The following is a 12920-nucleotide window of genomic DNA, read 5'->3' on the forward strand; positions in this document are numbered from 1 at the left end:
TACAATATTAGGCACTATATAGACAGTCGATCTTGACGACATCCACAACTAAATAACTCTTGATAAAAACTAACCATGCAGAGGTACCAAAATTAGGCGCTATATAAGCGCTCTCAGCGCTTAAGTGCCCAGAAAATAATCCATTAGACACTATCAGGTGAAAATCTTCAGCTTGGCTAAATAGTTACGATAAAAACAGCTATTTTTAGGGTAATCTAAAAAACAGCGTACGCTTTGGAAAAACCGATATAAATATTAAAAATAAAAGCGTTTAGGGCACCGTTGATTTATTCGTTTTATCGCTGATATTGCAGTCCATATTATTCAGACTAGATTAATAGCGCCTCGAAAGCTGCTCAGCTTACAAGACCCGTAGGCACATCCCCCAAGCATAGCCCGTAAACATAATCATCAATATATTGATTACTGATGATGGAATTCTGCCGTAAACAGCCCTCGCGATTAAATCCTATTTTTTCGAGTAATTTATATGAGCCAATATTATTCACCGAGCATGTTGCCACGAGTTTATTGAGCTTAAGCTCACTATGCGCGTAGTTAAAGCTAAAATAAAGATTGACCCGCTCGCTACATGTCAGTCAGAATCCATTTATTAGCACCTAATGCACTAAATTAATGATAGACATGACATTACACCAACAGCCGCATATAAAAAAAGCCCGCAAGCGGGCTTTTACACTATAGCAATGAGTACGCTAAATAAAGATATTACTCGACTAAACCACGACGCTTAAGTAATGCATCGGTAGTAGGTTTTTGACCTCTAAATTCAATATAGCTTTGCATTAAATCGCGGCTATTCCCCTTAGATAGAATCTCTTTACGGAATTTATCACCGTTTTCACGCGTTAAACCACCGTTGTTTTCCATGTGCGCAAACGCGTCAGCAGCAAATACTTCGGTCCAAAGGTACGCGTAATAGCCCGCCGAGTAACCACCGGCAAAGGTGTGGCTAAAAAAGTTTGACTTATAACGCGGTGGCACAGGGTAGTAAGCAATGCCGTGGTTTTTGAGTGCTTCGTTTTCAAACTGTTGCACGTCGGCAATTTTTTTATCTGAGCCAAACGAATGCCACTCCATATCGAGCAACGCTGCAGCAAGATATTCTGTGGTTCCAAAGCCTTGGTTAAATTTTTGCGACTCGAGCACTTTATCAAGCAATGCCTTGGGGATAGGCTCGCCCGTTTTGTAGTGCTTAGCATAGTTAGCAAGTACGCTAGGCTCAATCATCCAATCTTCATGTGCTTGCGAAGGAAACTCGACAAAATCGCGTGCCGTTGCCGTACCTGCTAGGCTTGGGTATTTTACATCCGAAAATAAACCATGAGCTGCATGACCAAATTCGTGGAACATGGTAGATACTTCATCAAATGTCATTAATGTAGGCTCACCAGCGGCAGGCTTTGGTATATTTTGCGCGTTATAAATAACAGGCTTAGTACCCTGTAAACCACTTTGACCCACATAAGCACTCATCCATGCACCACCGCGCTTACCTTCACGTGCGTAAGGATCCATGTAAAATAGACCAATAGCACTACTATCGGCATTAAATACCTCATAAACAGTAACATCTTCATGGTAAACCGGAAGATCTTTACGCTCTTTAAAGGTAATGCCATATAGCTTATTCATCGCAAAAAATAAACCATCGTGAATAACCGATTTCATTTCAAAATAAGGCTTAACCAAAGCTGGATCTAAATTGTACTTTGCTGCACGGACTTTTTCGGCATAAAAGGCCCAATCCCATGGCTTAAGCTCGAATGTTTCGCCTGATTCATTAATCACTTGTTGAATCGCTGCGGCTTCTATTTTGGCTTTTTCAACAGCTTTTGGGGCAAGGTCATCTAAAATGCCGTAAACGTTGTCTGTATTTTGCGCCATGCGAGAAGTCATCACATAAGATGCCCAATCTTTGTAGCCTAATAGCTCAGCCTTTTGCGCCCGCAAGTTAGTAACTTTAATAATAATTGGGCCATTTGTTTTAGCGGCACGATTTGCTGATGCATTAAAAATTTGTTTACGCAACTCACGATTTTCGAGACTACTTAAAATAGGCTGTTGTGTTGTATTAACCAACGTAATCATATAACCCGTTTTGCCGGCTTTTTTTGCTGCAGCAGCTAGGCCTGCAATTTCACCCTCAGAAAGACCAGCCAATTGTTTTTTATCGGTAACAACAATCACATCTTCTTTAAATGACTTTAAAATATTTTGCGAAAATGCCGTGGATAATTTGGCCAACTCTGCGTTTATTTTACGCATTTTAGCTTTTTCGCTATCGCTTAATTTTGCACCGGCAGCCACAAACTGCTTATAGTAAAAATCTACAAGACGCTGATCTTCGGCGTTTAATGTGTCTTGATTATCATAAATAGTTTGTACGCGCTTAAATAATGCACTATTTAAATAGATATCGTCTGAGTGAGCCGAAAATATCGGTGCCATCTTTTCATCAATACGCTGATATTCATCATCTGAGATCAAACCAGACAAGTTATAAAAAGCGGTGGCCACACGGTTTAATAACTCACCCGACAGCTCCATTTTAACCAGCGTGTTTTCAAAAGTCGCTGGTGCTGGGTTGTTAGCAATCGCTTGTATTTCGGCCTTATTCTGAGCAATACCCGCATCAAATACAGCTTCATAATCTTGAGTACCAAATTTATCAAACTCAGGCGCCATATATTCTAACGGGCTTGGCTTAAACAATACATTTTTAGTATTAAGATTTTGTACGTGTGTAGCGCCTTTTTTTACCATGTTTTGCGTCTCATGTGATGAGCAGGCAGACAGTGCTAGGGCGCTAGCAATTGCGGTGGCAATTAGTGTTTTACGCATAATAACTCCATAAAAATATTAAGCTGCAATAGGTTTTGCGAGCCGAAGAATTTTGTTTACTTACCAAAATTTGATTGAAAGACAGTACAGGTTTATCGGTACTCCGCAAGCCTTAGGGGTAAATAAGGGGCAATCGATTACCCGAGCACCACTAGCTGTATAAATATACTCACTAAAACCTGTTGATGACTACGGTTAGATTCGCAATAAAACCCACTCCATAAACACGCACTTTACAGGTGATAGCTGACTCAGCTTCAACCACTGTAAATCGCCATATTCGCCTTATCCGGCAAATGACAGAGCTACATTCTAAATCGTATATGAATTTGTCGCTAGTGTTAACCCTAAGGCTTCAAAGAGAAGACTAACAATACACTCGCTTAGACTTTAGCGCTGAACGTAAGTTTTGATGGGTAGCCGGTGGGCGCTTAAAATGGCCATGTATTGGCATTTTAAGGGTAAATAAGTATTGGCAACGCCATACAAAGAGTAATTTTTTGGAAAATAGCGGCCCAATTTAATACTAAAGCATTAAGATTAACGACTCATGGGGCTCGCATACACATTAAAGCAGCAATAAACTCGAACGGGGTTGGTTATCACAATATAAAAGCCCCTCTCGTAATGCAAGCCTGCTCGAGCCTTATAATATTCACTTTGGAGGTTATCTTGCTTACGACTGGCGTGTATTAATGGGATAGATTGCATACTAAAAACAGATCTAGCATAGATATCATTAAAATTGGCAACGAGAACAAAAATGCACACAAACCTGCACATCTATATGAATAGCATGCAGGTTTGAGTTACATTAATATTTATCTGACATCAGAATTAAGGTAGCTACTTTTAAAACCTAACAGCGGCCTTAACATCAAAACGAGAAACATCTGAGCCGAACACGTATTCGCCTGTAAAGTACTCTGCCGACAATGAGAATTTACTCGTCACAAAATAAGTCGCGTTAGCTTTAAGCCCTTTCCCAAAAAATAAATCTTCATTGAATTTTCTATGCTGATATTCTAAACCTAATGAAAGACGCGCGAGTGGATGGTACTTTGCACCAATAAAAAATCCTGATTCGCTGCTATCATTATCACCTTCTATGCGCCCTAGGCCTGCATCAAAACTCAAATAGGTATCATTATTAAGGTTCATCACTTTGTGCATTGCAAGATCATATGCATTGCCCCCATCGAGATCAGTATAACTAAAAACAACAGTTGTATTGTCATTAATATACCCTCCAAAACCGATAGTTTTAAAGGTTTCTGATTCACTATCTTGTTCAAGGCGGTGGGCACCTAGCTTAACAAGCCATGAGTCATTAAAAACGGCCTGACCCGATAATTTTAAGAGACTATGCGTACCTTCTTCAGGCAAGCCAAAACCATTAAAATTATAAGTAGTTTCAAGATCTGCATATCCAGCATCAATATATGATGCTTTATTTAGGAAGGCCGCTTCGGTCAGTGGTGCATTACGGGTGTCGATAGGTGAAAAATAATAGCGCCCTCTTAAACTGGGTCCCTTTCGGTCCGAAGTAATCTCTCGATCACCTATATCAAGGCTATCTTCTTGATTGCTATATCCTCCTTCTAATTCTATTTGATAATTATCGGCCAAAGCCGCTGAGCAAGTAACAGTCGAAATCAACGCAGTTAATAGTATTTTTTTCATAAGGCATCCTTTTAATGATATTAATACGAATAATTCGTAGGTGGCGAAAGGGTAGCGATCGCCTTATGAATAAAAGCTGAACAAATTAAAAGTTAACCGATCAAACAGTAAGGTAGTATGGTAATCATACAGCTTATTATGCACTGACTACTTTATAGAAATGATTCATTTAAAATTACCGACTAAAATCAATCGACAATACTCAACCATACAACAAGGTCGATAGATATAAAAAAGGCGGCTTAAAAAGCCGCCTTGAATAATACTAACATCATACTCGTTTCATTTATTGCGGGCGATTTAAACGCATGACCTGCTCACGTTTAACAGCAATAACGCCAGCATGCGCCTTTAAAGTCGCAACAGCATCGAGTATATTTTGATTTTCACTTACTTTAAATGCGGCAACTTGACCATCATGACCTGACACCAACTCTAGGCCTAGCTCATTCGCAATAGATTCGGCCGATTGCTGCTTCTCAAGCACGACTTTAACAATACGCGTTGGCGTAAATTTATCTGTAGCGCTTTTTTCAGTGACTTCGTCTGTTACCACTTCATCGGTTACAACCGCATCAATACGATTAGCCGATGAATGATTGATGGTAAGTTTTTTAGTTTTAGCCGGTTCAACGGTAAGCTCACCTTGTAGCTCCAAATCACGAATAAGTTTCTCATCTCGCTCAGCCTGAGTATCCGCAAACGCCGACAAAGAAACTATGACACTCATTAAACAAATAATATTTTTCATTTTTGTACCTCGTGTTTTTAGTGGCCGTAAATACGTAATGATGCCGCAGTGATTGAACCTAAACGACTATTATTGCTGGTCGTAATCTCTGTAAATTCGCGAGTTTCACGCTCAAACCCAAAGAATGTAAATTCACCCGAGTTGGTATCGGTAACTCTTAAGGTCCACGTACCACGTGAGTTTTCACCGTAAAAGGCATTACTCAAAAATACTGTATCGTTAAAGTCAGTTTGCGTGCCTAGCGCTTCTTGGAGCTCACGCTCTACCGGCTCACCCTGATCAAGAATATACATACTACGTGGTGTGAGCACCATACTGGTTGTACCAGAGGGGGAAACAAGCTCTACAGCCAAGTCAGCGTCACGGCCGTGACGAATACTTAGTTTCACCTGTACGGCTTCAACAGTTAGTGCATCGCGCACAACTATTGCTTGGGCTACACCATTAGGACCCTCAGGAATTTGACTTGCGGCACCGGCTTGGGCGGGGATAAAGTCAGTAACCTGTACTGCGGGTAATGGGCGGTAATTAGGAGATAACGCCATTGCCACTGCAGCACTTGCATCGATACGACCAAAGCCATACCAGTTATGGAAATTATAACCCGCGGCGTTGCGAAGCCAGCCGGGCTCTGCGACAAAATCACCAAGCCCAGTATCAACAATAATTGGCTTAAAGTTACTGCCAATTTTAGTCGCAGTTTTAGCGAGAATGTCTTTTGCATCACGCCAGCTTAAATTAGGGTTGGCATCAAATACTAAAGCAAACACACCAGAAGCTACAGGCGCAGCAGACGATGTACCATTAAAGGTCGACGTATAATTACAGTCAGTATTTAGCGGATGAGTGCCGTCATTAAAAGCAGCTGTTGCTGCAGTTTTTGCATAACCGGCATTACAGCCTTCAATATCAGTCGTGACCATAGCAGGGTTGTCTTCACCGTACTCGCCACCGTGCGCTGATACCCACACAGAAGCACCCACGGTTGAGTAAGACGAGAGTAAATCCCCATCACCTTGACCTTCAACGCTATTTTCTCCTGCGCTTAGTGCAGAAATAGTCGTGTGGTAAAAGCTAGCATTTGAAGGCTCACTCGCAGCTACCTGTGCAGGTAAACTTTGCGCCTGTGTTTTCGTTGCATCACGGGCATCAGCAGAAAAAATAATATCGGGCGTGTAGGTGGTTGAACCCTGACATCGTGGATCGTTAGGTATAAAATCACACCACCACGGTAGAGGGCCTGTCGCAGTACCTTCTCTCACAAAAGTAAACGCACTGGCAGGGTTACTAAGGCGAGAAAATGAATTACCTGCTGACTTTACAAAAACAATACCTCGACCGTTATTGTTACGACGAGTGACATTAGCAAGGTGCGCCTCTTCTTGAAGATTATCGGCACTATCGAAAGGGACCGGCCAGATAGGAGAAAAGCCATAGCTTTGATTAATAATACGGGCATCATCGGTTACACCAACACCACCGTGCGTTTCTAACCAAGACTCATAACTTTGGTTTTCGAGCCAGTTAAAGCCCATTAATCTTGCTAAAGGCGCAACACCACGGCCACCAAGGCCATTAAACCCACGCGCAGCGATCAAGCCTGCCACTGAAGTTCCGTGGTCACCGCCACTTTCAGTGCGAGGTGGTGTAGGGTCTGTAGGATCTGCGGCACCCACGATATAATTGCGCGAGCGACCAGGTAACACATTATCAATGAGATCTTCATGTACAATGGCAAGGCCCGAGTCAACAACTGCAACATTCACCGATTCACCCAGGATACGGCGTTTAACATGCGCTTGCGTTGTATTAATATCATTGCCTACATCACCAGTATTTTTCGCTTCAGCGGCTTGACCTGTATTTTGTAAATGCCACTGCATAAAAAATAGCGGATCGCTATCGCGATAGGCTTGTTCATCGACGAATAAATCGGAATAACGCTGAGCATCTGAATGAGCGCTGAAGCCCACCAAGCATGCGCTAACTAGCGGCAGTATAGTTTTATTGATACGCGTCATGGGTTTATTTACCTCTTACATTGCATTAATTGATATCACATGGGTTACAACCGCTATACAGAGCCGGCTTTAACCTGACTTATCAAAAAAGCACATCCGATGTGATTCATTGAGTAAACTGCATCGTCCTGCCCGCTTTTTAACATACCCATCACAGGAGCATTAATAAAAATTCTCCTTCATAGAATATAGCGATAGCAAAAAAATCATTTGCCAAAACTTTCAAAAAGACAATAAATCATCGAAAGTTAGTAGGTTGCTGATCATTAGTAGACGGACACCGACATAAATCACTCAATAAAACTTTAATAAAAATGTAATACCCCGCCCCAAAAGGTGGCAATCTCTAAAGTCATGATACTAAATAACATGGTATTTATTGCCGTAAATCCAATAAGGCGCACTCAAAACGATCAAGAAACAAACAAAAAAACAAAAGCAATGGTATTAGCGAGATTATCATATGACATTATCACCGCCTCGATAAATTATTAGACACTCAATAATAAAGATCTTTTGTGTAACCATAATCACCATGGCTCAAAAAGATCTACCTCCCCGTATAAGACCTCACTCTAGCGCAACAACTATGGCACCAAGCCCATTTAATTAACCAGCTAATATAAATTACTTTGGCGTGCCGACACAAAAGTCGATAAATTTTAATCTCATCTTTTTTTAAAGGTGCCTGCCTAAGTAGGTGACTGCAGGACTTGAGTAATTGATTCGCGAGCTATCTGCTAGCTCTTAAATTCAGAAAACCCAAAAAATATCTGGGCCATTCATTCGGGGTCTTAGTTAGAAGGCAAGGTACCCACTAGCGCTACAGGCAAATACTTGCGCGCCCCCTGAATGGGTAGCACAGGTGGCGCCTCCGCATACCGCTCACACCCTCATAAACACAAATAAAAACGCCATATATTGATCACTTGCGCGCCACTACATTCAATGCAATAATGCAAATACGAATTATTATTATTTAGATTTATTTTTAGGAGTATCCCGTGAAGAATTCATATTTCCTCGGCCTTGTTATTAGCGCGCTTATTGGTTCAGCTCACACTACAGCTGCAGAGGCACAAGCAACCATTAAAGCCAATGCTCAAACAATAAATGCTCAAACAATAGAGGAAGTGTTAGTTGTGGGTGAGTTGGGGCTTTATTCGGCGACTAAATCAAACACTCCTATTATGGAAACCTCACGCTCTATCTCTATTGAAACCCGTGAACAACTGCGCGACAAAGGCGTGATGCGATTGGATGAAGCCTACACCTATTCGGCGGGGGTATTGGGTGAGACATTTGGATTGGCAACGCGCGGCGATTGGGTACGCGTTAGAGGGCTAAATGTACCGCAATACCAAGATAGCTTGCAGTCGTTATTTGGTAACTACAATAATGCCCGCGCCGAAGTATACACCTTAGAGCAGGTCGAAATACTCAAAGGGCCTGCCTCTGTACTTTATGGTAAAGGCTCGCCGGGTGGAATTGTCAACATTGTAAGCAAGCGGCCACAAACCGAAACGCAACACGAAATGATTGCCGAAGCCGGCAGCTTTAACCATAAACAAGTAGCCGTTGACTCGACCGGCGCTATCAACAAAACAGGCACATTACTGTATCGTGCTGTAGGTGTTTACCGCGATAGCGACACCCAAGTTGACTTTGTTGATGACAATACCGTCGTCATTGCACCATCGCTAACGTGGCAACCTAATGACGAAACCCGCATTAGCCTATTGGCCAACTATACCAAAACACGCAGCGATACCGCTGCGCAATTTTTGCCGCTTTACGGCACCTTATTGCCCACCTCGAATGGCCAAAGCATTGCCAGCGATGTGTATTTAGGCGAGCCTGACTTTAATCAATACGATACTAATACCCACTCACTCACCCTTATTGCCGAGCACTCAATTAACGAGACGTGGGGCTTGAGTTTTACAGCACGCGCGACTGATGCATCGGTAGACTACCAGCAAGCTTGGCACGCCTTTTTAGGTGGAGAGCGTTATAACTATGCACAATTTCCCGATGACCTTATACCACGCTCTTTTTATCGCAGCGAAGCCTCTTCAAAACAATTCGCCGGCGACCTTCGCCTAAGTGGCCAATTAACAACGGGGAGCATTGAGCACAGCTTACTCATCGGCGGGCAATACCAAAATGTCCGCACCGAAGATGACTCAGCTTACGCCTGGGCGCTTGGCTTTAATAGCGCCAACCCCACACTTTCGGACCGCACCTATTGGCTTAACCCGTTTGCGCCGGTGTATGGCAATATTCCTAACGAAGCCACACTGCAAACTTATTGGGTTGATGCACCGGAGCATCAATATAAAGATGCCGGCCTGTATATTAGCGATCACATCACTTGGGGGCCGTGGAATCTTAATGCAGGGGTACGCTATGACAGCATTAGCGCCAATGAAGGTACTAGCACGCAAGATGATCATGCCGTGAGCACCAGTGTGGGCGTGCTTTACGAGACAGCCATTGGATTGCGGCCTTACATTAACTGGGCCGAATCGTTTGAGCCGGTTATTGGCGGCAACGGCAATACTCAAAACCCAGCGCCTTTAAACCCACAAGAAGGCGAGCAAACAGAAATTGGCGTTAAATACCAACCGTCGGGGCGGCAAGCCTATGTCACACTAGCTTACTTTGATATTGAACAAAGCAATCTTAACGATCCACAAGCGCTCGCCGGTGCAATCCAGCAACAAAGTGGCATGGCTAAAATCGATGGTATCGAGCTAGAAAGCTTAATGCTTTTTGGCGATTTTAATTGGGAGCTCAACCTCACAAAGCTAAATACCGTCGATACTAATGGCAATACGTTTGCGAGTGTTGCGCACAAACAGGCCTCTACATGGTTAGGCTATCGCCAAGCAGCTGGCTTTAAAGCAGGTGTAGGCGTGCGTTATGTAGGCCAAAGCTTTGATGGCGCAGACAATCATCGCACACCCGCTTATACTCTCACCGATTTAATGCTGGGCTACAGCTACTCACAATGGGATTTTAGCCTTAACATCAAAAACGCCAGTAATAAGCAATATTACTCTACATGTTTAGCACGAGGAGATTGCTTTACCGGTAAAGAACGTATGGCCGTTGGTCGTATTGGTTATACTTTTTAAATCATAATTATGCATTTATGATTATAAAGCGATACCGAAATTGGGCGCTCAAGTCACCTGTGACTTTGCGCCACTCGATGTTGTGCTTCAACACTGTCGACCCTTGCTTTCCCTGCAAAGCCCAACACTTAAGTGTCCAGAAAATAATCCATCAACCCTATATAGGTAAAACGGCTTAATATCTTTTAATCACTGAGTAACGAGTCACATTGACACCGATCTTAGCGTAACATGAATATTTTTTGAGCACCGACAAGTATTCGCGCCTCACAAGATTACCGAATATTTGAAGAGCAATACATTTTTTAACCTCCCTTTCACTATATTTATATGAGGTACCGGCATGACAATAACTTCACTTTTGCTTATTGCGCTAAGCATGACGCTATTACGCTTAACATGGCGAAAAAAAGGCCGCGCTTTTCTCATCACTAAAGTGTGCATTTGGACGTTGGTGATTGGAGCGTTAGTTTTATTGTCAACTACTGTAGGCCCAGAGTTTGGGATGGCCTTTGGTTTCATGGCTGTGAGTATTGCAGGGTTTGCCCTTGTACTTATTAATGGTGATTATCAAAGCACACATAAACCCGCAAAGCGTACCGCGACTCATAAGGCTACTAGCCATAACAGCGCGTTAACGCCCCTTATTTTAAAGCATCGCGCCGCATTATTGATAATAACAGGGCCATTAGCCTTATTGGCTACTTGCTTGGTAACGCTATTAATGGTGAGTTTGATGCCTGCACAACTTGACACCCAAATGGCCAGTGCAGCTTTTTTGTTTCCCTGTCTTTATGCCCTCACAGTCTACTTCTTATGCGCTCAAGCCCAACCCTTTAAGCATGCAATGATTTTGCTGGCGCTCTCGGTTATGACCGGCGCTTATCTTTATTTATAATGTTATTAATTTGAGTAATATATGGCCTTTTCATCAAGCACTGTTAAAGCATCACTATCGTCGCATTCCCTGATTGGCGTAACGACTGGCATTCTACTTTATATTATTTGCCTTACCGGTACTATTCTAGTGGCGGCCCATTATTTTGAGCGTTGGCAACAACCTGCTGTAGCCGAGTATTCTAACTATTCTTACGCAACCGTTAATACGGCTATTGACGCTTTTTATACACAAACCCAAAGTACACCTGAATCACTCTATGTCGTGTTACCCACTGAGTCCCTGCCTAGAATTCATGTAGCCGGTGGCCAGCACGAATTTTTTGTCAAAGAAGATGGTACGCTCGATGAAGCCGTTAAAGAAGGCTGGATAAGCACTGTGCGCGATATGCACTACTATTTATTACTACCTCATACGGTAGGGGGCATCATAGTAGGCCTACTCGGTGCGCTGATGCTGGGGTTGTGTGTATCGGGTATCGTTGCACACCCACGTATTTTTGTTGATGCTTTTCGTTTGCGCTGGAACGCCCACCAACGGCTAGCCCAAGCCGATTTACACAACCGCCTATCGGTATGGGCACTACCGTTTCATGTAATGATTTCAGTGACTGGGGCTTTCTTTGGTTTGGTGAGTATATTGGTATTGGTAGCCACATCTACACTCTATGATGGTACTCCAGCTGAGCTTACCGCCGAAATTTACGGTGCAGACCCTACAATCAACGCCCCAGTTCAAGAGGCTAATATCAATAAAGCGCTCACCTACATTCGCCAAAAATACCCACAGGCTACGCCTTTATATATCGTTATTCAGCAACCTAAAACACCACAGCAATTTATTGAAATAGCCGCTACTATGCAAGGCCGACTAAGTTATTCCGAGATATTCAGATTTAATACTCAGGGCGATTACCTCAATGCACAGGGGTTAACGAATGGTCCCCTACCACGCCAAATTTTGTACTCAACATATCGTTTACATTTTGGTCAGTACGGGGGGAACTGGGTGCTCATTGGCTACGTATTACTAGGGTTGGCCTCTACGTTGGTGACTGCTACAGGTATTAATATTTGGCTGGCTAGGCGCAAAAAGCACGATATTATAAACCCCTTGTGGGTAGCCGCAGTATGGGGCTTGCCTCTGAGCTTGGCTTTATCGGCGTTGGGGAGTTTATTCATGCTGCCGGTGTTGGCATGCTTTTTTATGAGCTGGGCATGGGTGACCGGACTATGTATTTGGCAGCAACATCAAGCTTATGTACCTACGCTATTGCGCACAGCCTGTGCGGCGGTCTTAATATTTATTCCGTTCGTGTTTTTTGTCTTGCACCCCGATGCCTTACAGTCTGTTTTTTATAACGTATTTAATGCAACGATTGCTGGAGTAGGCTTACTGATTGCTGCGCCGCTGATTTATCGACGGTTCACGAATGCTAAACATGACAACCCATCATCAGTCGCTGAACATTGACAGCAACGCAAGCTTTAAGCGAAAAAAACAGAGGCCTATCTCGGTCCTCTGTTTTTTACCTTACTGTCATTATTCAGCGGCACTAAAAT

At 43.0% G+C, this 12920-nt stretch carries 8 protein-coding genes; 3 read left to right on the forward strand and 5 right to left on the reverse strand.

The window, feature by feature from the left end; all coding sequences use genetic code 11:
- Window positions 1–356 precede the first annotated feature (356 nt).
- The 5 genes from AC438_RS17410 to AC438_RS06095 form a co-directional block, all read right to left on the reverse strand.
- A complete protein-coding gene (locus AC438_RS17410) occupies window positions 357–599 on the reverse strand; it encodes a GNAT family N-acetyltransferase (RefSeq protein ID WP_394202469.1) in 243 nt (80 codons plus the stop codon).
- Between the two features lie 130 nt (window positions 600–729).
- Window positions 730–2865: a M3 family metallopeptidase gene (locus AC438_RS06080; protein ID WP_053980359.1), complete on the reverse strand. Its 2136-nt coding sequence runs from the start codon at window positions 2863–2865 to the stop codon at window positions 730–732.
- A gap of 852 nt (window positions 2866–3717) precedes the next feature.
- A complete protein-coding gene (locus AC438_RS06085) occupies window positions 3718–4548 on the reverse strand; it encodes a putative porin (RefSeq protein ID WP_053980360.1) in 831 nt (276 codons plus the stop codon).
- 286 nt (window positions 4549–4834) lie between these two features.
- Window positions 4835–5299 (reverse strand): hypothetical protein, encoded by a 465-nt coding sequence (locus tag AC438_RS06090; RefSeq protein ID WP_053980361.1) that lies wholly within the window; start codon window positions 5297–5299, stop codon window positions 4835–4837.
- Window positions 5300–5316: 17 nt separating this feature from the next.
- Window positions 5317–7320, reverse strand: a complete 2004-nt coding sequence (locus AC438_RS06095) for a S8 family serine peptidase (protein ID WP_053980362.1) — start codon at window positions 7318–7320, stop codon at window positions 5317–5319.
- Between the two features lie 1004 nt (window positions 7321–8324).
- Between AC438_RS06095 and AC438_RS06100 the strand changes: the two genes are divergently transcribed.
- The 3 genes from AC438_RS06100 to AC438_RS06110 all read left to right on the forward strand — a co-directional run bounded on the left by AC438_RS06100 (window position 8325) and on the right by AC438_RS06110 (window position 12831).
- Window positions 8325–10460 carry a TonB-dependent siderophore receptor gene (locus tag AC438_RS06100; protein ID WP_053980363.1) on the forward strand — a complete coding sequence of 712 codons (2136 nt, stop codon included), beginning with the start codon at window positions 8325–8327 and terminating at the stop codon, window positions 10458–10460.
- A 343-nt stretch (window positions 10461–10803) separates the two neighbouring features.
- Complete coding sequence (locus AC438_RS06105; RefSeq protein WP_053980364.1) at window positions 10804–11358, forward strand: hypothetical protein; 555 nt, start codon at window positions 10804–10806, stop codon at window positions 11356–11358.
- A gap of 21 nt (window positions 11359–11379) precedes the next feature.
- Window positions 11380–12831: a PepSY-associated TM helix domain-containing protein gene (locus AC438_RS06110; RefSeq protein ID WP_053980365.1), complete on the forward strand. Its 1452-nt coding sequence runs from the start codon at window positions 11380–11382 to the stop codon at window positions 12829–12831.
- The last annotated feature ends 89 nt before the right edge of the window (window positions 12832–12920 follow it).

It is taken from the genome of Marinagarivorans algicola (genome assembly GCF_001292705.1).
Lineage (GTDB): Bacteria > Pseudomonadota > Gammaproteobacteria > Pseudomonadales > Cellvibrionaceae > Marinagarivorans > Marinagarivorans algicola.

What these genes read in the sequence shown, in the direction of transcription:
- AC438_RS06080 (WP_053980359.1), bottom strand. Translation starts at nt 2,865, where the DNA reads ATGCGTAAAACACTAATTGCCACCGCAATTGCTAGCGCCCTAGCACTG.
- AC438_RS06085 (WP_053980360.1), bottom strand. Translation starts at nt 4,548, where the DNA reads ATGAAAAAAATACTATTAACTGCGTTGATTTCGACTGTTACTTGCTCA.
- AC438_RS06090 (WP_053980361.1), bottom strand. Translation starts at nt 5,299, where the DNA reads ATGAAAAATATTATTTGTTTAATGAGTGTCATAGTTTCTTTGTCGGCG.
- AC438_RS06095 (WP_053980362.1), bottom strand. Translation starts at nt 7,320, where the DNA reads ATGACGCGTATCAATAAAACTATACTGCCGCTAGTTAGCGCATGCTTG.
- AC438_RS06105 (WP_053980364.1), top strand. Translation starts at nt 10,804, where the DNA reads ATGACAATAACTTCACTTTTGCTTATTGCGCTAAGCATGACGCTATTA.
- AC438_RS06110 (WP_053980365.1), top strand. Translation starts at nt 11,380, where the DNA reads ATGGCCTTTTCATCAAGCACTGTTAAAGCATCACTATCGTCGCATTCC.